This is a genomic window from Bacillus sp. L381 (assembly GCF_030284525.1).
Lineage (GTDB): Bacteria > Bacillota > Bacilli > Bacillales > Bacillaceae > Bacillus > Bacillus amyloliquefaciens.
This window is the reverse complement of the sequence record NZ_CP127224.1, coordinates 2856694-2877731: the sequence shown is the minus strand read 5'-3', so window position 1 is coordinate 2877731 and position 21038 is coordinate 2856694. Positions and strand designations below refer to the sequence as shown.

At 47.9% G+C, this 21038-nt stretch carries 28 protein-coding genes and 1 tRNA gene; 16 read left to right on the top strand and 13 right to left on the bottom strand.

Annotated elements, in window-relative coordinates:
- The first annotated feature begins 28 nt into the window (after nucleotides 1-28).
- From QRX25_RS14800 to QRX25_RS14785, 4 genes are read left to right on the top strand one after another with little or no spacing between them, the layout of a single operon-like run.
- A complete protein-coding gene (locus QRX25_RS14800) occupies nucleotides 29-580 on the top strand; it encodes a 3D domain-containing protein (RefSeq protein ID WP_212098934.1) in 552 nt (183 codons plus the stop codon).
- Nucleotides 581-595: 15 nt separating this feature from the next.
- Nucleotides 596-1033: a riboflavin biosynthesis intermediates N-glycosidase gene (gene ybiA, locus QRX25_RS14795; RefSeq protein WP_212098932.1), complete on the top strand. Its 438-nt coding sequence runs from the start codon at nucleotides 596-598 to the stop codon at nucleotides 1031-1033.
- A complete protein-coding gene (locus tag QRX25_RS14790) occupies nucleotides 1034-1786 on the top strand; it encodes a hypothetical protein (protein ID WP_212101835.1) in 753 nt (250 codons plus the stop codon). It begins immediately after the preceding gene.
- A complete protein-coding gene (locus tag QRX25_RS14785) occupies nucleotides 1783-2367 on the top strand; it encodes a deoxynucleotide monophosphate kinase family protein (protein ID WP_212098930.1) in 585 nt (194 codons plus the stop codon). The genes QRX25_RS14790 and QRX25_RS14785 overlap by 4 nt, the downstream gene beginning before the upstream one ends.
- Here the strand turns inward: QRX25_RS14785 and QRX25_RS14780 are convergent.
- Entirely contained in the window at nucleotides 2353-2742 is a 390-nt protein-coding gene (locus QRX25_RS14780) for a hypothetical protein (RefSeq protein ID WP_212098928.1), read from the bottom strand. The two genes, QRX25_RS14785 and QRX25_RS14780, sit on opposite strands and share 15 nt — an antisense overlap.
- Before the next feature lie 224 nt (nucleotides 2743-2966).
- Between QRX25_RS14780 and QRX25_RS14775 the strand changes: the two genes are divergently transcribed.
- From QRX25_RS14775 to QRX25_RS14765, 3 genes are all read left to right on the top strand, one after another.
- Nucleotides 2967-3356: a sigma factor-like helix-turn-helix DNA-binding protein gene (locus QRX25_RS14775; RefSeq protein ID WP_212098926.1), complete on the top strand. Its 390-nt coding sequence runs from the start codon at nucleotides 2967-2969 to the stop codon at nucleotides 3354-3356.
- Nucleotides 3349-3891, top strand: coding sequence for a hypothetical protein (locus tag QRX25_RS14770; protein ID WP_212098923.1), 543 nt, complete (start codon nucleotides 3349-3351; stop codon nucleotides 3889-3891). The genes QRX25_RS14775 and QRX25_RS14770 overlap by 8 nt, the downstream gene beginning before the upstream one ends.
- Nucleotides 3892-3978: 87 nt before the next feature.
- Nucleotides 3979-4779, top strand: coding sequence for a hypothetical protein (locus QRX25_RS14765; RefSeq protein ID WP_212098920.1), 801 nt, complete (start codon nucleotides 3979-3981; stop codon nucleotides 4777-4779).
- Between the two features lie 113 nt (nucleotides 4780-4892).
- Here QRX25_RS14765 and QRX25_RS14760 read toward each other — a convergent pair whose 3' ends face one another.
- The 10 genes from QRX25_RS14760 to QRX25_RS14715 all read right to left on the bottom strand — a co-directional run bounded on the left by QRX25_RS14760 (nucleotide 4893) and on the right by QRX25_RS14715 (nucleotide 11036).
- Nucleotides 4893-5054 (bottom strand): hypothetical protein, encoded by a 162-nt coding sequence (locus tag QRX25_RS14760; RefSeq protein WP_212098917.1) that lies wholly within the window; start codon nucleotides 5052-5054, stop codon nucleotides 4893-4895.
- A 39-nt stretch (nucleotides 5055-5093) separates the two neighbouring features.
- Complete coding sequence (locus QRX25_RS14755) at nucleotides 5094-5906, bottom strand: ATP-dependent DNA ligase (RefSeq protein WP_212098916.1); 813 nt, start codon at nucleotides 5904-5906, stop codon at nucleotides 5094-5096.
- 91 nt (nucleotides 5907-5997) lie between these two features.
- Entirely contained in the window at nucleotides 5998-6357 is a 360-nt protein-coding gene (locus tag QRX25_RS14750) for a hypothetical protein (protein WP_212098914.1), read from the bottom strand.
- A gap of 14 nt (nucleotides 6358-6371) precedes the next feature.
- A complete protein-coding gene (locus QRX25_RS14745) occupies nucleotides 6372-6551 on the bottom strand; it encodes a DUF8096 family protein (protein ID WP_013351549.1) in 180 nt (59 codons plus the stop codon).
- Between the two features lie 130 nt (nucleotides 6552-6681).
- A complete protein-coding gene (locus tag QRX25_RS14740) occupies nucleotides 6682-7011 on the bottom strand; it encodes a cupredoxin domain-containing protein (protein WP_212098912.1) in 330 nt (109 codons plus the stop codon).
- 13 nt (nucleotides 7012-7024) lie between these two features.
- Nucleotides 7025-7762, bottom strand: coding sequence for a DUF2786 domain-containing protein (locus QRX25_RS14735; protein WP_212098910.1), 738 nt, complete (start codon nucleotides 7760-7762; stop codon nucleotides 7025-7027).
- A 293-nt stretch (nucleotides 7763-8055) separates the two neighbouring features.
- Nucleotides 8056-8229 (bottom strand): hypothetical protein, encoded by a 174-nt coding sequence (locus tag QRX25_RS14730; RefSeq protein ID WP_212098908.1) that lies wholly within the window; start codon nucleotides 8227-8229, stop codon nucleotides 8056-8058.
- Nucleotides 8230-8270: 41 nt separating this feature from the next.
- Nucleotides 8271-8417 carry a hypothetical protein gene (locus tag QRX25_RS14725; RefSeq protein ID WP_164965943.1) on the bottom strand — a complete coding sequence of 49 codons (147 nt, stop codon included), beginning with the start codon at nucleotides 8415-8417 and terminating at the stop codon, nucleotides 8271-8273.
- Nucleotides 8418-8478: 61 nt separating this feature from the next.
- Complete coding sequence (locus QRX25_RS14720; RefSeq protein ID WP_212098906.1) at nucleotides 8479-10239, bottom strand: right-handed parallel beta-helix repeat-containing protein; 1761 nt, start codon at nucleotides 10237-10239, stop codon at nucleotides 8479-8481.
- On the bottom strand, nucleotides 10239-11036 hold the full coding sequence (locus QRX25_RS14715; RefSeq protein WP_212098903.1) for a poly-gamma-glutamate hydrolase family protein: 798 nt from the start codon (nucleotides 11034-11036) through the stop codon (nucleotides 10239-10241). The genes QRX25_RS14720 and QRX25_RS14715 overlap by 1 nt, the downstream gene beginning before the upstream one ends.
- 130 nt (nucleotides 11037-11166) lie before the next feature.
- Here QRX25_RS14715 and QRX25_RS14710 point away from each other — a divergent pair, with 130 nt between their 5' ends.
- Together QRX25_RS14710 and QRX25_RS14705 are read left to right on the top strand one after the other, a co-directional pair.
- Nucleotides 11167-11391: a helix-turn-helix domain-containing protein gene (locus QRX25_RS14710; protein ID WP_069013240.1), complete on the top strand. Its 225-nt coding sequence runs from the start codon at nucleotides 11167-11169 to the stop codon at nucleotides 11389-11391.
- 99 nt (nucleotides 11392-11490) lie between these two features.
- A complete protein-coding gene (locus tag QRX25_RS14705; RefSeq protein ID WP_212098900.1) occupies nucleotides 11491-12513 on the top strand; it encodes a glycosyltransferase family 2 protein in 1023 nt (340 codons plus the stop codon).
- A gap of 190 nt (nucleotides 12514-12703) precedes the next feature.
- On the opposite strand, the gene QRX25_RS14700 is transcribed toward QRX25_RS14705, so the two are convergent.
- The gene (locus tag QRX25_RS14700) at nucleotides 12704-12838 is read right to left on the bottom strand and encodes a hypothetical protein (RefSeq protein WP_258415708.1); all 135 of its coding nucleotides are present in this window, start codon (nucleotides 12836-12838) and stop codon (nucleotides 12704-12706) included.
- A gap of 1316 nt (nucleotides 12839-14154) precedes the next feature.
- On the opposite strand from QRX25_RS14700, the gene QRX25_RS14695 reads away from it, so the two are divergent.
- Both QRX25_RS14695 and QRX25_RS14690 read left to right on the top strand, forming a co-directional pair.
- Nucleotides 14155-14226 (top strand) — tRNA-Trp (locus QRX25_RS14695).
- A 63-nt stretch (nucleotides 14227-14289) separates the two neighbouring features.
- Complete coding sequence (locus QRX25_RS14690; protein WP_212098897.1) at nucleotides 14290-14775, top strand: hypothetical protein; 486 nt, start codon at nucleotides 14290-14292, stop codon at nucleotides 14773-14775.
- 200 nt (nucleotides 14776-14975) lie between these two features.
- Here QRX25_RS14690 and QRX25_RS14685 read toward each other — a convergent pair whose 3' ends face one another.
- A complete protein-coding gene (locus QRX25_RS14685) occupies nucleotides 14976-15524 on the bottom strand; it encodes a site-specific integrase (protein ID WP_129091903.1) in 549 nt (182 codons plus the stop codon).
- Between the two features lie 82 nt (nucleotides 15525-15606).
- On the opposite strand from QRX25_RS14685, the gene terL reads away from it, so the two are divergent.
- The 5 genes from terL (at nucleotide 15607) to QRX25_RS14660 (ending at nucleotide 21028) form a co-directional block, all read left to right on the top strand.
- Complete coding sequence (gene terL, locus QRX25_RS14680; protein WP_212098894.1) at nucleotides 15607-17361, top strand: phage terminase large subunit; 1755 nt, start codon at nucleotides 15607-15609, stop codon at nucleotides 17359-17361.
- A 16-nt stretch (nucleotides 17362-17377) separates the two neighbouring features.
- Nucleotides 17378-17809 (top strand): phBC6A51 family helix-turn-helix protein, encoded by a 432-nt coding sequence (locus QRX25_RS14675; protein ID WP_212098891.1) that lies wholly within the window; start codon nucleotides 17378-17380, stop codon nucleotides 17807-17809.
- A gap of 2 nt (nucleotides 17810-17811) precedes the next feature.
- The gene (locus tag QRX25_RS14670) at nucleotides 17812-19443 is read left to right on the top strand and encodes a phage portal protein (RefSeq protein ID WP_212098889.1); all 1632 of its coding nucleotides are present in this window, start codon (nucleotides 17812-17814) and stop codon (nucleotides 19441-19443) included.
- Nucleotides 19443-20267 (top strand): phage minor capsid protein, encoded by an 825-nt coding sequence (locus tag QRX25_RS14665; RefSeq protein WP_212098886.1) that lies wholly within the window; start codon nucleotides 19443-19445, stop codon nucleotides 20265-20267. Before QRX25_RS14670 ends, QRX25_RS14665 begins: the two co-directional genes overlap by 1 nt.
- Before the next feature lie 89 nt (nucleotides 20268-20356).
- Complete coding sequence (locus QRX25_RS14660) at nucleotides 20357-21028, top strand: phage scaffolding protein (RefSeq protein WP_212098883.1); 672 nt, start codon at nucleotides 20357-20359, stop codon at nucleotides 21026-21028.
- The last annotated feature ends 10 nt before the right edge of the window (nucleotides 21029-21038 follow it).

Sequence of the window (21038 nt, the reverse complement as noted above, 5' to 3'; positions counted from 1 at the left end):
TTTTATCGGTATACTAACAAATCTAGCGATGTCAACGCAATTACTTACGAACCCGACCGCCAAGCCACCGGAACCTCCGCCGCCCGATCCGCCACGCATTACCGAAGAAGAATCCGCGGTACAAGAGAAGGACGCTGAACTGGCGGCCAAGGATGCGAAGATAAAAGCGCTCGAATCCGAACTCGCTGCCGTAAAAGACGAAGTTGAGGCGCAGGTTAACGAAAAGCGCAATACAAAGCCTCCGCAGGTGAACGAGGCGGCACCTTCCGAATGGCAAACGTTCGAAGCGTCAGCTTATACGGCATATTGTGCAGAGGGATGCACCGGAACCACAGCGACCGGCCTCGACGTCAGCCATACGATCTATCACGCAGGCAAGCGTATTATTGCAGTTGATCCGTCAGTGATTGCGTTAGGCTCAACGGTTGAGGTGCGGCAGGCAGACGGTACGACGTTTCAGGCGGTGGCGAACGATACAGGCGGCGCGATCAAGGGCGCCAAGATTGACGTTTTAGTTGCGAATGAAGACGACGCGGTTCAGTTCGGACGGCAGTCGGTTCAGGTTCGCTTAATAAATTAACGGGAGGGTGATCGGATGAACAAAATAGATGAGTTTCGCGGAAAGTTTTATTTTCTTAGTAACTTCTATTCATCACCGGTGACATACGAAGGCATCACGTATCAAAATAATGAAGCAGCCTTTCAAGCGATGAAAGTACTGTCTAACGATATACGGAAACAATTCGCGGAACTTCCTCCGAATCATGCGAAGAGAAAGGGGCGTAACGTAAAGCTGCGCGACGATTGGGAGTTCGTCAAAGAACAATATATGTACGAAATAGTGTCAGCGAAATTCAGACAAAACGAGGTCCTTCGAACGCGGCTTCACGATACTGGATCGTGTGAACTAATCGAGGGGAACACGTGGGGTGACGTTATATGGGGCGTATGTAGAGGACGGGGTCAGAATAAACTCGGCAAGATTCTAATGCGGGTGAGAAGCGAATTAAAAGACGAAAAGGAGGCGGAATAAATGGCGGAAACGAACGCAAAAATCCACGTACTGGCTGACGAAACACTTGGCGGCATCAAGCGCGAATACGTAGAGGTCGATCGGGGGGCGCTAGAGGGCGAAAAAATTGTTATCGTAGGTAAAAGTTATACGGAGGATGTTTACAAGACCGGCGATATTTTTACGGTAGATCGTGATTTTCACTCTGAAGTGAATTTCGTAGAAAGTGACGCAGCTACATCTGAGGGTAACTATAGTGGGCTTATCTATCACGATGAATATCGCGTACTCGAACCGACCGACATCGTCCACATTGGAACGCAACGCTACGAAATTGTTGATCGCAAGGCGGAAGTAGGCGAGAAGGTTGTGCACGTTGATGGAGACTGCGGCGAATCTGACGGGGTAGTAACCGAAGTTACCGATGTAGGCGCTAGTACGGTTGACGTCGTTGAGTACGAAGTATCTGATGGCGAATCTGTTTGCGGAATCTCTCACGGATATTATCGCGTCCTCGTCCCGGTTGAAGCCACCGAATCCGACGAACCGAAGCCAGCCGACCCGATCGACGTTATCGCTAATTTAGCGCAAGAGGTGGCGTCTTTAAAACGAACAGTCGATTGTCATAAAGGCGAAATCGATACGCTTCACAGAGACAATCGGACGCTCGGCGAAGAATTGGCGCGGTTGGCCGCAGAAGTCGGAAAGGAAACGGAAGTAAGCGCGAAGGCGATGGCGGAGGCCTTTGTGGCACTAAAGAGGGCCGGACTATGAAGCTCGCCCTAACCGCACCGTTACGCGCAGGCAAGTCGGAAGCCGCCGGCTATCTGTCGACGTATTACGATTTCCAAACGTTCGCCTTCAGCGACGAATTAAAGGCGGCTTTCCATCGCGCATTCCCTTCCGTGCCAGAAGAGCCGAAGCCGCGCGCGTATTATCAAAAGTTCGGACAGTGGGCGCGTGAGGCATTCGGCGAGAACGTCTGGATAGACGCATGTATGGCGAAAATTGACGCATATATGGCGCTCTTTTCTCGCGACTGTGATTGCGGCTTATCACCGGTCTTAAAAAATCGTGTATTGATCGAAGACGTCCGGCAGCAGAACGAATATGACCGACTGCGAGCCGAAGGTTTTACGATCGTCCGCATTACAGCGCCGGAGGAATTACGAATCGAACGCGCACGAAAGGCCGGCGACGACTTCGATTTAACGGCGCTTGAACATCCGACTGAAAAAGCGCTGCAAACTTTCGATGTTGATTACGAAATCATGAACGATGGGACGTACGAGCAGCTTTACGCGAAATTAGACGAATTAATGGTCGAATTACTTGGCGGATCAGTTGCGACTTAAATCGAAAGCATAAACGCCCGAAGGGTACGCCATATACGGCTGCTTCGCGGCTTCTCCTTCTCCGATCATCTGAAAACGCAACGGAAGGTCCTCGTCACTGAAGCCGGCAGTCTTAATGACTTTGCTTGCGGCCTTATTATACGAACGCTTATCGAATTTAAACGGAGCTGCATCGGCTTTTACACTTTCGGGCTTTGCGCATACAAGGCGGTTAGCTTCGTCATCATAGCCGATCGTCAGGTAAAACGGTGCTTTTTCAGGCAGGCCGATGATTTTACGAGCTCCGGCTGAAACGTAAATTCTTCGTTGTTTATCAAGCGTTATGTAAGCGTCATTGCTTTGCGCTGAAATCCAATTAATAACCACGCAATTCACCTCGATTATACATTATACGGAAATTATATTCGCTTTTGGGGCGAAAGTCAAACGAAAGGGGGCGAAGTAGGTTTAAAAAATATTTATTATAAATTTCCCGATTTCAAGGAGTGGGTTTTAAATGTCGAGCCTTATATCACTATGACGGCATTTTTATCGCAACTATCCGAAAAGATGCCGCGATCACTAGATTGCAAGACGAAATCAAAACGGGAGGTTTACGTATGGGAATAGTCAAGGTTGATCTACTCCGCAAGGATCGCGAATTTAACGCCACATACGCGCTCGATAGTGCGGAAGGTGTCAAGCTTCTGCTCACCGATTATCAGAAGTTCGTCAGTCGGAAGCGCTGCGGTGATTATGCGGCCGTAGAAGTGCTGGTCGACATACACAAGGCGATTGAGCTCGCCGGCTTAACGGACCGCCAACGGCAGGCAATCGAGCTCGTTTACTTCGGCGAATTAACGCAAGCCGAGGCGGGACAGCGGATGGGGATAACGCAAGTATCAGTAAGGGAGTATGTCGAAACAGCTTCCGAAAAGATTGCGGACATTTATTACTATTGGGCTGGACATGGCGAAGGGTATACGACAGGGGGACGGATTGATGGATAAACCGATTTTGCACGAAACAATTACGGAAATGTACACACGCACTAAGGCCGGTAAGATGACGCGACAGCAACGTATTGAGACAATAACGGCCCTTTCAGATGCTTACTTTGATTCTACCGGAGAGCATCCGGAAGCTTCTGCGCTTGAACGAATGGCTAATCTTGTACTCTACGAGGAGCTATCCGACTCTCACCCGGACAAGGTGACGCGTGAAGAGTATCCGATTATGAGCGAAACCCAATTCGATGAGCGATTTAAACGAGAAGCTTCAGACAAATTGGCGGAGGAATACGACCAAACCGGCTCCTATAAAGGCCGCCCAATTCGGAGGCCACGTTCTTCATACGAAAATAAATTACTGGATAGACGCGCCAAGGCACGGAATGAAGAGCGTAGGAAAAACTACAATTCTTTTACGAAAGGGTATCTAGTCGCCATCGGTAAAACGCCGAAAGGGGAGGTGATTACGGAGAGAAGGTATACTCCCGGCCAGTTCACCGTAAATATCGCAACCGGCGAAAAAGTTTATCACTAATACCCGTATTTTACCGCGTTAGTTGTCTATACGTTGTGAGGGCGCCAATTCAGCGCTCTTTTATTTTGTGAAAAAGGAGACGATTTAATGAAGAGATTACGAGTTATTAATACGGAGACAGGCGAAGATTGGTCGGAAATGTACACGCTGCGGCACCGCAACCAAGACGTAGCCTTTCGGCAGCAGCAAGAAAAGGCGATTGATCGGCGCGATTTCTCAAACGCTAATATGTCCAATATTCACGAAGTCTATGACGCTCTTACGACGGCACAGTGTGGCTACCTGATGCTGCTTCAGTGCTACGTCGATTATAACGGTGTGCTAATCAAATCAAGCCGCAATAAAACGCCGATGACTACTGCGGATATGATGGCCGTTTTACAGCTCGATAAAAAACGAATGACCTTTTACGACTTCCTTTCCGCATGTACCGAGCACGACATCATCCGGGAAGAGAACGGCCTATATAGCGTAAATGAGCGCTACCACTTCAAAGGGAATTTCGGTAACCAGCAAGTCGTCAAGCTATACAGCGCGAAGATCAAACGTGTGTACAGCGAAGTGAAGGCGACAGACATCGGCCTGATCTATCGGATGCTGCCGTTTATCCACTACGAGACTAACGCTCTATGCGAAAATCCTTTCGAAAAGAACCCGAAGCGCATTCGCTGGTTCAATAAGAAGGAGCTTGCGGCGGCGATCGGTGTTACTTCGGATACGCTTGGCCGACGGCTGAAGCAGATGAAATTCGACGGCGAATATGTTGTGGCACGCATTAAAGTCGGCAGCGAGCCGGAGCGCTATACGTTTAATCCTAACGTATTCTACCGGCAATCAAAAACGCCAGACAAAACGCTGATTGCGCTATTTAACGTCAAGAAGGTATAATTTGACTATATCGGGGGTGAGGCGAATGGGAATGCTACGAGGAGCTAGTCCGTTAGAAAGCGCGAGTAGAGGTGCGAGCCCGTCACGCGGAGCATAAAACGAAAAAAGACGCCTTATACGGGCGTCTTTTCTTCGTCATCTTCCGTTTGTAATTCAAGAACCTCGATCTGAGATTTTAAGATTGCTATGTCTCGGTTGTTTAGATTCGTAGGTAATTCAAAGCCCGCAATTTGCCCGTTTGTAAGCGCAATGCGAGCGTATTGTTTCTCGTCCATTCGTATAGCTCCTTCGGTGTTTTTGACTTAAATATATCATCAGCTCTTCCACGAATCAAACGAAGGTATCCGCAGCAATCCTTTCCGTGTCTTAAATCGATGCTTCACGCGGCATCTTATCGGCTCTATATTCACGTATTTATCCGTTTCTCCTACGTCTACCCGCTCCGCGTGAAATCTCCGCCGTTCAGCGTTCGGCATAAACTCCATAAGACCCGCATACGCGCCGTCTTCATACGCCAAAACAAGCGCATTATCCTCTTTCCGATAACCCGTAATCCATACGTCAGTATATTCGTAGTTGACGATCTTTAGCCAACGATCTGACCGCTTATTTTCCGCGTAAGACGAATTAGCACGCTTCATAACCACACCTTCAATGCCGGAGGTTTTCGCTAATTCAAAAACAGCGCGGCCATTTCCGGAAACGCCATCGACAATCTTAACGTTAGGATGATCAAGAGCGAGTCCGCTTAATAATTCCTTTCGCTCACGTAACGGCTTCGACGTAACTGATACGCCGTCGAGTCGCAATATATCAAACACGCAGAATACTATCGGATGATAGCTTTTTTGCGATTGAAACCGCTCCATCATAGCTTCGAAGTCTCCGGCGCCTGTCGGTCCGGGCACGATAAGCTCGCCGTCTAAAACGGTACCATCCGGGATCTGTAGCGTGTGGAGCTCGGGGAATTTAGCGGTGACTTCGTTGTTGTGGCGCGTGTAGAGGCGTATGCGGCCGTCATCTTTGGACGCGAGCAGACGGATGCCGTCGAATTTGATTTCCGTAATGTAATCGTCAGAGTCGAACGGGTCTTTTACGGACTCTAATAACATTGGCGAAATAAACAAAAAATCACCTCGTTTCAGCTTTGTATTACTATAATGATATAGTAATAGTCGGCTGGAGCGAAGTGATTCGTTCCCGGTAATTTATGGTTGACTACTTCTCTTTAAGTATGTCTAAAGCTTTGAATCTATTTAATAACCTATTCATTTCTTGTAAGGTGAAATCATCGCTATTAATAAGATTGACAACGTCCTCATCGGTCAATTTTCTTTCCTCGATGACTTTGCTTCTTTCAATAACCTCGCCAGATGCAGTTACGCTTTTTTCTTCTTCTTCTTCCACGGAAATGTTCCACCCATTAAGGTTGATGCCCAGAAAACGGTGTCTTGTATCACCAATAGGTTTATGAGCGATAATTGCTCCTACATTCTTTCCGCCATCTTGCTCATAACCCGCTTTGTTAAGGGATTGTTCTCTTTCTCGTAATTGAATGATCTCTTGTAATATGTCCAAACGATACACCTCTTTTATATATTCTTTTTCATTCCGCAGCGTCTACATTCGCGCAAAAACTTCCCGCTCTTCACCGAGCTTTTGAACAGCGTATAGTCGCAGTTATCGCAACGTCCTGCGCGCTTATCCGGAAATTCCTTGTATTCGTAAGTGATCGACGTATCAATGCCGTTAGTCTCGTATTTTTCCTCCATTTTCGCTTTACCTCCGTGTCCTACATCGTTGTATAGAACGATTATACCACGAAATTACAGCAAGAGAGCCGTCGTAGGAGCGTTCAGGTACAGTAAGTATCCGAAGGCCTACGGCGGCTCATTTCGTGCATTATTCGATAACCTTAATCTGCTGATATCCGTTGCCATTTTCGTACTGATCGCGGGTAAAAGTTACGCTGATCCGGTCGCCGGGCTTAACATTAGCCTTTTTCGGGTCGAAGGCGAATCCGCCGTCATCTGCTGAAACTGCGTAATCTTTGCCCTCGACGATATACTCCCGCTCGATGCTCTCCTGTGCGATCTTGGCTTCGTGTGCCATGTCGTCCGCCACGCGATAAGCTACGTCGGCATCGTCGTTGGCTTTCGCTAAATAAACGCCCAAAACTCCGTTAGCTACAAGAGATAGAGCAAGGGAACTTCCGATTATTATACGTTTCATACGATTTCCTCCTTTAGAAGCCGACAACTTCGTCGTCAATAGTCGATTTTGTGTAATCGATGGTATTTCCGTCGTGATGACCGCTACTATACGCAAACATTTCTTCTATATCCGGGACTTGTATTGCTCGCGCCGTTCTGAACGATTTCGAAAGCTCATCGTACGCGTCGCTTACTTCTTTCGGTTTAATAACCATCAGTCCGTATTCCTCTCTCATCTGATGCAACTGTTGGGCGAATTTTTCTTTAAGCCCGTCAAGGAATCCCTTCATGTAAGAGTTTTTTAGATCGTTGGTCTTTCTTACGGTTCTGCTGGCGTATCCTTCCTTATAGTAGGAATCTATGAAACGCTTTGAGTAGAACTGAAGCGCTTCATAGGCGAGTACGAACATCTCTTTTGCAAGCTGTACATCGCTGTCATAGCCGAAGAAGATTACAGTTTTCTTCTTTCTTTGTTCGCCGTCAAAACGTTTATTATTGTAATAAAATTCAACTTTGAAGTTATCCGCGATAATATGTGCTAACGAACGTTCCCACCAGAAAAGCCGCTTATAAGCCGTTACCTGACCTTTTACGATCTCTTGTTCAGCGGATTCTTCTGTTATCTCACCGGAAGAAATATCGTGTTTAATCATGAGTTTCTGCGCCAATAGGAACGCACTTTGCGATTCCTCATCGCTTTTATTGTCGTTTGCAATCGCCAATAGACCGCGAATTTTCTTTATTATCGAATCGTTGCGTGTTGAAGTCATACGATTTCCTCCTCGACTTCCAGCCGCGTACCACACGTAGGGCAGCACGCGTCCGGTTTGATTTCGATATCTAACTTTGCGTAATTGCAATCGTGGCAAGTATATTCAATCATTGTTCTGGCTCCGTTTCCCTTTCGATTAGATATCCGATGTAGGTAAGCGCCGTATTAAATCCGATCTGATACGCGCGTCCACTGTCTTGGAAAAGTGTCGTTGGACGTTCGTATAGGTCGATAATCTGCGCTTTCTGTTGTGCCGTTAAAGGCGGTACATTCGACCACAGGCGTCGTATATTAAGCGTCATTTTCGGCACCGCCTTTCCGCCGTAAGAGCAGAAGCGCGAAGAATACGAGCGCTGATCCGATACCGATATAATCGAGCGCGGAGAGCTTGGCGAAATTCATGCTTGCGATCCAAGAGACAAGGACGACAATTAGCAAAATTTCCGTGGTATTAATCCGTTTCATACGTGGTATAATTGATTGACAGGGGCTTTCGCCCCCGTTGGTTATGTGCGGCGACGGTGTTTCTTGGTCGGAATCCGTCGCTCTTTTGCTTTCGCCTCTTTGCGCATCTTGCGAAGTTCTAGCGATAGTTTGAAAATCGCTAACCAAGTGCCAAGGAGTGCGGAAAGCTTTACGATGATGTCAATCAATTTACCGTTCACCTCCTTTCGTTACTTTAATTATACGATATCGTATATTGGATGTCAACGATTAAATTAAAATATTATTTGTTTCTATATCGGATTTGTTAAGCGATAGGGTGCCCGATATCTTATTTCCGATGACTCGCGAATTAATAGATTCGGAAGTCTTTATCGGATTGTACAGCCCGAAAGAGCTGACGGAGTGCACATCGTTTTCCTTTACTAATGCGCCATCTGTGTTTTTCGTTTGAATTCCGTAGCCGCCGGAAGCCTTCCGGTTGAACGTTATGTCATTTCCGGATATTTCGGGGTTTTTACCGCCGACGACGTAAATCGGTATCAGACATTTCGCGTCAGTGATGTCGTTGTTCTTAATGCGGACACTCCGCCCTTCGGCGCTTTCTCCGTAAATAGCCATGTTTGACGGTTTTGGTATACGGCTGTATTTGATATCCACGTCACTTCCCTTATCGAAAGAAATAGCGTATCCTACCGCGCTAGGGTAGTCGGTAAGGTCAATATCGTTATCTATCAGTTTCGCCGAAGACCGCGTAACTACGACGCCTTGCTTACTGCGTTTGATATCATTCGATTTCGCTTTAACGTTAATGGAATCGGCAATCTCTATCGCAGTAATATCCGAATCGTGGAGATCGTTACCTTCGAACGTTATATCTTTTGAATTACGCGCACTACATAATTTGCCCGGGCAGTGGTTTACGATGTTATCCGAAAACTTAACGTTCTTGGCTTCGAAGGTAGCTAATGCGGTGCCATCAGCACTAAGCTCCGAAATTGTATTGCCGGATACTGAGATGTCTGCTCCGCGAACGTCAATACCACTGCTGAAGCCTTTTATCGTATTTCCGGTGATTGTCGTGTTATTTCCGGTAAAGCCAGCCGACACGCCCAGACTCGTAATCGCGGTATATTTCTTATCCGTACGTACAAACGTATTATTCGAGATAGTGGTGTCGGTTCCGAATCCGTAAGAGATCGAATTATCCGAATAGTTTCCGGAAATAACGACCTCATATCCACTGAAGTTACAAACAGACTGCAACACATTTCCTTTGAAAGTATTATCCTTGATCTTCACGTTGCGAGGCTCTTCGTAATCAATGTCGCCTTCTCCGTAACCTTCGATATCAATGCCGAACATAGGCTTGCATCCATCGTTTATACCGGCGTTGGTTATTACGTTATTCAGGATCTTAACATCCTCTCCGCCGGTGACCGATATATTGTTTCGACGCGCTCCGTCTAATTTACATCGTTCAATCGTAACATTGCGGGCCGGTCGGTAAGTCGTCCAAGGTACATTTAACATGCCTTGCGCGTTAACCATAATACAGTCACCTGTACATTCCGCAATATCTACGCCTTCAATCACGACATCCTTGGCACCATGTACGTTTATGCCGTAGCCCCATTCGTGTGTTTCCTTCTTTTTGAGATTACCGTGCCCAGTAAAATCGTGCTGATAACGTTCACCGCGTATCTTTCCGCCTTTTATCGTCACGCCCTCGACCTCTCCAAGGTAAACGCAGGAATATCCGTAAGAACTGTTCGGCTCTACAATAAGTTCTGCTTTTGGGTGCAATATTAGGGACATGTGCGAGGGTACACGTACCCCGGCGCCTTCTTCCGGTTTAACTGCGATACGATTTACGGCATCGATAAGATATTTTCCCTTAGGGATTTCAACCTCAGAATAACCGGCCTCAGCCGCCTCGTATATTGCGCGATTAATTCCTTGCGTAGTCATAGCCGCCTCAGTTCCGTCCCAACGCACGCCGTACTTTTCGACTTCCAACGTATATCTCATTATTCGATACCTCCAACGTTATAGTTTTCGTTAATGAACTCCGACAACAACCCGGTAAACTTATAGAACGTGACGTTCTCGGTTCCAGCGCGTCCGATAAGCGAGAACTTGCCAAACATGCTTTTACGCAAGCCGGTACTGATCTCGATCTGTAAGCTTTCGCCGGTTATGCACTTATTCGCTATGTTCTCGCTACTTACGCCTGCGAATCGATGACCTACGCCTACTAATTCGGCACTAAAGCCGGCAGCGTTTAAGCGGTCTACTAACGCCTGACCGCGTATAGGATCGGTTCCGCCTACGATAATGTGCTCGGAGCTGTCGCTGTAGCCGTGGAGCGATATAACGCGTTGGTGTCGTGGGACAACATCTCGCGCGGTCGGTTCATCGAAGTGGGTACTCGTGATGTGAAGGTCGGAGCCTCCGGGCGTTTTAAGCGATTCGAATAGATACGTAGAGTAGTCGTTACTGAGCTCGCGAGCTAATTCGCTGGTGCCGCCCTCAATACTGCCGCCATGTGGCGCGAGTATCAAAACGGGCGAAGTGCGGTCGATTGCTAAAATGTTGTAGTTCGTCTCGGGTTCGTTGGCTTGGAGTTCGGCAAAGTTGCGGTAAACATCGGTGGCTTGCGCGGTGCCTGAAGTGGATGCGAATAACATTGTGCATAGAATAAACGCTGTGATATACTGGAAGTGCTTCGTTCGATTCGGACGGTGCAGCTTTGCTTTGGTCGGTGGGGCTGCGCCTCCGTTTCGTTCTTTAATCGCCTTATTCAGTTTTTGTAATGCGTTAATCATTTCGTTACCCCTCTCGGATTTTATTAACGAGGGCCCTTCGTTGCTCTAAATATACGATATACGATATTGAATGTCAACGGATTTGCAGAAATTTATTCGATATCGTATAATGGTCGCAGAGGTGGTCGAAATGAAACTAAACGCAACGCCGCGTCTAAACGCCGTTATGAAGGCGAAAGGGTGGACGCAAGTAAGGCTATCCGAAGCATCAGGCGTGCCACAAGGCTCGATATCGCGATTTGATAAGAACAGTCGACACGAAGACTGGCACGTTTTTTCGATTGCGAAGGCGCTCGGAGTAGAAGTCGATGAGCTATTCGAAATTGAAGAAGCTGCGGAAGAGGACGCTGAATAAATCGGCGTCTTTTTTTTGTCTTGAAATTCGGACGCGCGTTGGTATAATTATCCTATCGAAATGAGTTCGGGAATTCCCGAACCGAAAGGGCGGTTATAAATGAATCCGAAAATAAGCGTTATTATACCGGTATACAATGGCGAAAGGTATCTTTGCGCCTGCTTAGACAGCGTGTTAGGACAGACGCTTAAAAATATCGAGGTTTTGGTCGTAGACGACGGTTCTACCGACGCGACACGCAATCTTTTGCGGTTCTACTCCACGATAGATGAACGAGTCAAACCGATCTATCAGGCGAATCAGGGGCCGGGCACAGCACGTAATACCGCGTTGAAGCAGGCGAAAGGCGAATTCGTAGCCTTTATCGACTCAGACGACTGGATCGAACCAGAAGCTTACGCAATTATGTACGAAGCAGCCCGAGAAAATAACGCTGATATTGTGTTTACGGACATGCGATGGGATTACGAAGACACGACGAAAAGCTTTACGAAAAGTTATAGCGTGAAAACGAATGAGCCGATCAGATGGGACGAAATTAAGGCGACTATATTAACGGATTTCTTATACAACGGGGCGTACGGCGGCGTCGGCAAGGTAATCCGCAAAAGCATGCTCGATACGCATAACATCACGTTTCCTGACGGCAAGTACCTCGGTGAAGATTGGATGTTCAATATGGACGCGTTTACGTATTGTCGGACGGCGTACTATATCGATAAGCCGTTATACCATTACCGGCAGATCAATAACGCTAGTTTGATGCGCGAATACAACCCGGAACTGTTCGATTCGTACATCGATAGCGATACGCTTGAACGGTACGCGAAACGGTGGGGTTTGTATAGCGAGAAGGTTGCGGTAGATCTGGCGAGGCGGAAATGTTATATCGCGGTCAACGGCTGCATTCAAAACGAGTTCAAGCCGGGATGCAGTAAAACCGTGCGCGAAAAGCTGGCGCTGATCGAACGCATAGTCGAACATCCGAGTGTAGGGAAGGCGGTTGGGATAGCGTTGGAGCACGAGGAGAGTTGGGCAAGGCGGATATACTTGGCGATGCTAAAACGGAAGGCAGTCGTCGGATTGTTTCTGACGGGGAAAATACTGACGTTGAGGCGCTGACGAATAGTTGGCGTCTTTTTTTTGTGGGTTCGTTTACCATGCGATTCTCAATTACGATAACCTAAATGATAATGAACACGACTTTATTCGTACAAATCGGGCAAAAACACGACTTTATTCGTACACCCGAAAAGTGGCTTCGCGCTTAGAGCCGCAAGGGATACAGCCGTTTTAGTCCGTCAATCACTTCTTAGTCTTGTGAATCACAAGCCTCCGGAACTACGGCTACGCCTTCGTCCGGTGTTAACGCAATCAATATATCTATTAATATCTGCGCGTATGTAGGGAACGGAGTGACCGGAACTAGCGCTATGTTTAAGTACAAGCGGAAGACATCCGCTAATATAACGTTAACCTAACGAAATAAATAACGGCACGGCAACGATAATACCCTATAATTTACTGCCTTAGTTGTCTATACGTAATAGAAGGACGTAACATACCGTATAACCTAGCGATAGGCAGACGGGATACAGCCGGCACACAGGCGCTATATGTAACACCGTATAGGCATACGTATAGTTATATAGGAAGGAAGGCGTCGGAGAGGCGTCCGGTTGCGATGCGTGATGAGGCGAACAGCAACGAGCCACCGTCGGAGGATAAGCCCTTCCAAAACTCACGGGGTCAAACCGAATGACCGACGCAATATGCACGATCCTATACATAGCATACGGCACATGGCATACGGCAGGGCGCAGGCGTGGCGCGGCTTCTCGAATGCATAAAGAACATACGATTAATTGCGATAAGTAAACGATGACGAACGTTATCATATCAACGTTTGTTCGTTGATTCGAATGTAACTCAATTTACTTCTGTTAAATTCGTTATTCATAAATGTGTATTTAATATACGATGACCCAAACGAAAAATCGCGGAAACGCCGGGCCCCCAAACGCCCCCAAAAATACCGGCGCGACTGCTGTCCGGAACTTGCGCACAATTTTTCGAACTCGGGGCGTCAACTAAACGGAGGTGATCGCGCTGGAAAATTTCGAAATCATATGTAAGCGTTGCGGATCAAAGAACGCGACACTGGGTTCGGAAATTGGATCGTATGGCGGCTTTATCGTTTGCGAAGACTGCGGCGCATCTGATGAAGAATAACATAACGATTCTGCCACGAAATAAGCACGCCACAGCCGTTTTAATCCAGCCGGAGGGTATTCGGTAGGGTGACGGTTAGATGCGCTAAATTTATACGAATGCGGTGGCGGAATAGGTAGACGCAAATTCGCGGGCGCATCGAGAGAGTGAAAGACTCCTGCCTTTGCTGGTATACGAAGCATACATGGCCCGGGATAACCAGTATGCGAGGTGCAAATCCTCGTCCGCATATCCGATAGCGACGTCGAATTCTCCGCCGGTGGGGACGTTAAATACGTACCGGAAAGCGTGTTATATTGTCGCGATTAAAAAGACTTGCGTTCGACATTCAAAAGGGTTTATAACCCGACGGTCGACTTAGCCTACGTGAGTCTAACGCAATCAGAACGAGGCTTCCGCACCCTACGGCGGAGGTCTTTTTGTGCTTGCGTTTTACTGATCAGCCGGAATGTGCTTACGAGCCTTCCGGTAACGCTTGTGCACCCACCGACACGCCTCTTAACAATGCGGACCCCAGTCGGTGTGGCAAATAGGGGCGCATGTTCCTCGGTGGCGAGGCGGTCTCCAAAACCGCGTGGGCAGGTTCGATCCCTGTCGCCCCTGTTCAACAGAGTTTCAAGATGAATCTCTGTCTAATAAAACGAAAAGGAGACGATGAAGATGACGATGATAAACGATAGACTAGCTTACTTAGATCGGCTTATATCCGTACAAAATTGCGGGCATAACGTCCACGAGGAAATTGACGAGGCGATTGCGTTAGTACGATCAGAACTGCGGGAGGGGCAGTCGAAACACGAGGGAGATCTATCGACTGGCTACGATGATTATATCGAGAATATAAAACGTTTAGCTGGCGATTGGTATTCGGATGAATTTCGCTTAACAAATGCGGTCATTTACGGGGCGTATTCTTCAGGCGGTAGCGGTGATATTTACGTTGGAAGAGCGCAGGGAACAAGCACGTCTATCTGGGCGTTAGAGGCTACGTTTAAAGATGTCGTTTATTTAACGATAGAAACCCAAAGAAACGCGCCGAATTTAAACGGAAAAGTAGTTTTTATAGATCCGGGTGTCAGTGTTCCGAGGGGCCAGCGAATTAAACGATTATTAAAGATCGTTTCAATCGAGGACGTACCAAGACATGACTAATAAGCAAACGGAATCCCACTGTGCCCCGTCCAATTGTTCGCGTCATTTCGAAGTATGCGATTGTAAGTCGATGTGTCTGCTGCGGTATGGAGCAGAAATACGGAAGCGGCAGGAAGAAGTCGGAGCTGCAGCCGGCGTATACGAAAAAAGACGAGCACACCTACGTTGGCTGCGGCTCAAACGTTGGGGCGCCCGTCGTCTTATAGATTAACATTCGCGTATACTTCGTCGATCCGGTCCTGATTGATTCCGATATATCTCAACGTGACCGACTGCTTCGAATGGTTGAAAATCGATTGAAGTAACGTAAGATCTGTACCGTTCTTATACGCATGGTATCCGAAAGTCTTTCGCAAAGAATGGCAGCCGATTGTACCGAGCTTCTCCGAAAGGCCGGCGCGTTCAACAGCTTCGTTAAGGATGCCATATGCACGGACGCGAGTAATGGCCTTCGAACCTTTCCGAGAAGGGAAAAGCCAGTCATCATCGTTTGCTTCAGTCGGAATCAGGTCGGCAACGGCTTTCTTGATTGCGGCATTGAAGAAGAAACGTTTTGACTTCTTCGTTTTCCCTTCAGTAATCGCAACGAAGTCCTTTCCGCGCACATCGCCGACTTTGAGCGCCAGTATATCTGAAATGCGTAGGCCGGAATTAATGCCGATCGTAAATAAAAGCAGGTCACGCCCACGAAGGGCTTTTTTTATTGCGTTTATTTGGCGTTTTTCTCTAATCGGTTGGACTTCGTTCATTCGAATTTCACTCCGTTCTCAATATGTTAAATTCATCTTATCGAAAATAAAAACGAAAGTCAAGCGAAAGGAGGGCGATAATTTGGCGTACATTAACGGAAAATGGTTGGATCGTGAAGAGCGGCAGGAGCGTATTGACTTATTGATCGAGAGTGTGCGCCGATTAGCGGCCCTTATCAAAGCGAATAAAGCCACCGATTACCATATCGATATGTTCCGGAAGAACAAGGCCGAATTAATTAAGCTGAAGCGCGTTCATCGTGCCGAAGTGGATATCGCCTACTTCACTTACGAGTATTTGAGCGACGGCCTAAACCCGGAAAACGAGGACAATGTCGTAAGAAACTCGGACGACGGCACACCTCACGATGGTATCGAGGACATTGCGAAGATCCACGAAGAGTTTTTCGAGCTTTGCGATTACGTCAACGAGGAGAAAAAGAACGCGCGTCTTGCAATCGCGGCAGCCCGGGGTCACTCAAAATCCGGTATGTTTTCGAATGCTTTGCCGTTACATCAGGCGGCTTATAGAAAGCGCAAATATATTCTCGTCATATCTGAGACGGACTCGCTTTCGAAAAAACTCATCGGATGGGTTAATAAGCAAATGAAGTTTAACGCGAAGCTGCGGGAAGACTTCGGTCCAATGATGCATGAGTCTGCGAGCCGCAACGAAAAGGATAACGAAGAGGCGTTCATTACAACGACGAACATTCTTATCGAGTCGTCATCTTCCGGTAAGCAGCTTCGCGGTAAACGTCACGGGGCGGTCCGGCCGGATCTCGTAATAATTGACGACCCATCGTCGACAAACAACGAGGGAACGAAGGAAGCGCGGGAAAAACTCGTTCATTGGTTCAACTCCGTTGTTGTTCCAATCGGTTCCAAGGCGACGGCGATCGTGTTGGTCGGAACAATGGTTTCAGCGACCGGGCTCCTTAACCACGTACTGAAGCGTAAAGACTTCAAGGCGAGTTTTCACGGAGCTATCATAAGCGAGCCGACACATCCGGAATTATGGGACAAATACTGCGAGGTCTATGCGAGAGCGGATACGATCGAAGAGGCCGACGAATTTTACGAAGCGCATAAAGAGGCGTTGGAGGATGGCGTCGAATTGGCGTGGCCTTGGCGGTGGACGTACCGCGAACTCATGCACGAAAAAGTAAACATGGGAACACGCGCATACAACTCGGAGTTCCGGAACTTGGCTTTCAGTGAAGACGAGCAGTTCTTTTTCCCGGAGAATTACGCTTATTATCACTACTACCACGAGAACGGAACGGCCTATGTCGTATACAACGAATTGAAAATACCGATCAGCGATCTTTTGATCGTCGGTGCGTGGGATATCGCACAAGGAAAGAACGCGCGGTCCTGCTATAACTCGGTTATTACGCTCGGTAAGCACGAGCCGACCGGCTATATTTTCGTACTGGACGAATACGCGTCGAAGGAACCGGCCCACGTGTATATTGACGTCATTATCCGGAAGATCAAACAATACCGGCATCGTTCCTTCAATGTCGAAACAATAAACGCGCAGCATGAATATTATCGTCAGCTACAGGAGCGGGTCCGGCAGGAAGGTCTTTACACGTGCCGCGTAAACGATGTGAAATCGCATAAGTCTTCGAAAGACGAGCGTATTCAGTCGATGGAGCCGATGCTGCACAACAAAACGTTGATTTTGAACGATAGGCACACGATGCTCCTCGATCAGATGGCGCAGTATCCTTTCGGCGATTACGTTGATTCACTTGACGCGCTTCAGCAGGCGCTCGAATCCGTATTCAGACCGAAGACAAGGCTGGTGAAGAAGCCGGGATGGTTATAAGAAAGGAGGCGATAAAATGTCGCGGATGAAAGAGCTGGAAGCAAAACTAACGCTTCAGCAACGTAAGGCAGCGCAAGTCGTTGCGAGTAATGAAGTCACGCCCGAAGACGGGAACAAACGAAGTCAGGACGCATTGGCGGAAGAAATTGGTGTAAGTCGTATGACGCTGTATCGTTGGCGCTTTCAAAATCCGATATTCATCGAATATATGAATCTATTAGCGGACGACATGCTTTCCGGACACCGTTCCGAAGTATACGGCCAGCTTCTAAAGCTAATAAAAGGACCGCAGCCTTCGGTTAAAGCTATCGACTTGTTCATGCGTCGCCACGGCTTACTGACCGATCGTCAGATAACGACCAATGAAACAGACGGAGGCGCCCGCAGCAACGAAGATATCGAGAAGGAACTCGAAGAATTGGCTGACATTATCGGAGAGGAGGAATAGCGTTGGGGTTTTTCAATTTACTAAAGAAACACGACCAGCCTTCGGATGAATACACAGTCAAAAAGACATACAGTATCATTCGGGAAGGCGCGCAATTTCCTCCGGATGATTCAATCAAGAGGTTGGCGAAATATAAGCGTATGCGTAAGCTCTTTGAAGGAAAGCACCGAGACGTATACGAAAGGGCTACGGACATTTTGAAAGATTCGCCACAAGCGAAACAACTCGAAAAGCTCTACATCGCTATCAATCTTGCGGATATTTTGGTAACAAAGCCTGCGGATCTGTTGGTAGGAGAACCGGTTCATTTTGAGAGCGGACTGGACGACACCAGCAAAGAGCAAAAGGCGCTCAACCGATACGTAGAAGAAAACGATCTCAATCAGCTACTGCATGAGAGCTCCATGTCGAACGGATATCGCGGCGACGCGTGGATTAAGGTTAGATTCGGCTATCGTCAAGACTATTCCGAACTACTCGCGATGGGCTTAGAGATTCCGGAAGATGCAAAAATGGAGTCTATTGTTGAGCATGTTAATGCGAATTGCGTTTTCCCTGAGTTTTCGGCAGGAAACGTTAAGCAAATCAAAGCGCTCAATATAGCCCAAGTCGAATGGGTAGAGACGGAGCAGACGGAGATTCCTTTCCTTAACGTAGAGCGTCATATACCGGGTCATATCTTCTATACGCGATACAGACTATATCAGAACGGCGTCGATGTTTCCGGCGGTGCCCCGATCAGCATTTTTAATATAGGCGAAGAGGTTTCGACGGGTCGCGAAGAAGATCACGAAGAAACGTTCCTCCCGCACATCCCGGTCTTTCACATCCCGTACAAGTCAATCGATGACAGCTATTTCGGTATTGGCGGATTGGAGAAGATCGAAACGACGCTCGCGGCAATTAACGATCGTCTGGTGCAGATCGATTACATCCTATGGAAGCACAGCGATCCGACTGCGTATGGCCCTGATTTAGAAGGGACCGGGGATTCAGTTCAGTTTGGTGGCAAGTACATTCCGGTTACTAAAGACGATACGACTCCGGGCTATATGGTTTGGCAGGCGCAGCTTGACGCAGCATTCAAAGAGCTTGACGTCCTCTTCAGTAACGTCTTTCAAATGGCCGAGACGCCGCAGTGGTTATTCGGCACGACGATTTCCGGAGACAATTCAGGCGGCACAGGCACGTCGCATACAGACGGCGCGGCGATTAAAGCGCGCTTCATGCCAATTCTTTCGAAGGTGAAGCGGATACGAGCTCACTATGATCGGGCAGTAAGAGACGCCCTTTGGACGTGTATGCTGCTCGAAAAAGCAGTCGGTGTCCTTGACGTTGAGAATGCGGTTTATCCACGGGCTATTTGGAGCGACGGACTTCCGAAGAATGAAAAAGAGCTCGCCGAAATTATGCAGATCCGTACAGGCGGCAAGCCTACGATTGATGTTCGCGGAGCCATTAAACAGCAGGACGACGTGGACGACGAAAAAGCTGACGAAATCATTCGCCGCATTGAAGAAGATGAAAAAACGACGAGCGGCTTCGTTGACGGATCGATTTTTAACAAGGAAGAGCCGGAAAAGGGCCCGTCGGACGAAGACAAAGAGGAAATCGAAGAGGAGGACGATAGTTAATGCCTCGTTCTCCTGAGCCTCAATACGACTATCAGACGAATCGGCTTGCCGGATATTATCAGGAAGCGATCCGAGACATCTTAGCAGAGCTTGACCGAATTGACCTCGATAATTTTCGAAGAGCTAACGCGTTGGCGACCTTGAAATCTATTAGCGAGATCCTCAGCGATTTAGACGAAAAATCTTCCGCATGGGTCAAAAAGAATGTTCCGAAGGCGGCCGCCGATGGCATTGCGCGGGCACTATTCGCCCTTGACGTAGCAAAGACTGTAGCTGACGCGGAAAAGCTCGTTTCTTTTAACGAGGTAAACGAGTACATGGTTGCGGCTGCTGTAGCGGATACGCAGTCGGATTTATTAGCGATTACGCAAAACGTCGATAGGAAAACGCGGGCTGCCGTGAGGAAAGCCGTGTCGGATTCGATGCGTCTTAATATGACCAAAGGGACGAACGGACGGCGCAGCATAACGGATCTGGTACGCAAGTCTCTTCAGGCTTCGGTAAGTACCGGCATTATAGACGCACGGGGAAATCGATGGAAGCCGGAAGTGTATGCGGATATGGTCGTCCGCACAAAGATGATGGAAACCTATCGGGAAGCTCATACGAATGAGGCGGTAAATCGTGGCGCTTATTATGCGCAAATTTCGTCTCACGGAGCGAAGGATCTATGTCGTCTCCACGAAGGACAAATCATTAAGCTGACCGACGATGCTCCCGGCATTTATCCGACATATGATGAACTTAAAGCGACCGGAGAGATATTTCATCCGCGTTGTAAGCACGTAATTTCTACAATAAGAAACCCATCAAGCGCCGTGTAGCGCTTTTTTATTTTGTCCGAACGTTATGACGTTAAAAGAAACGGCTGCATCACTCAATAGCCGACGGGCTTTAAGCGGTGGAGGACAGTATGAGCGAAGAACTTAAAGAAACGCAAACAAGTGAGGTTACCGATCAGACTACGGCTGAGGTGCCGGAAAATAAACCTGAAGCGCAGACGGTGACTATGACGCAAGAGGAATTCAACGCTGTAATTGCTCGCGAAAAGGGGCGCGTTAAGAACAAGTACGCTGATTATGACGAAGTGAAGGCGAAACTCAGCGATTATGAAAAAGCCCAGAAAGAGCGCGAAGAGGCGGAAATGACCGAGCTGGAAAAGCTTACGAAACAGCTTGACGATAAGGCCGAAGCTGAAGCCGCCTACGTAAAGCAGATCGAAGATTTAAAAGCGGCTGCTGAACGAGAAAAAGTGGCGAACGAATTTATCAAGGTTGCTACGAGCAACGGCATCGCCTACATTGACGACGCTTTACGTCTGGCTGACCTATCCGCGGTAAAGGTTGAGGACGGAAAAGTAATCGGCATGGAGGACGTTGTAAAGGGGCTCGTTGACAATAAACCGTACTTGGTTGCGAAACAACAAACGCTGAAGCCGATCGGCCAACCCTCTAATGGCGGAGGAGACGGAGACGGCGGCGAAATCAAGACGTTAGAAGCGCAGCTAAGCGAAGCAAAGAAAGAAAAGAATTTTTCGAAGGTTATTGAGCTTTCAAACAAATTGAAATCACTTTTGAAGAAGTAGGGGGAAAATA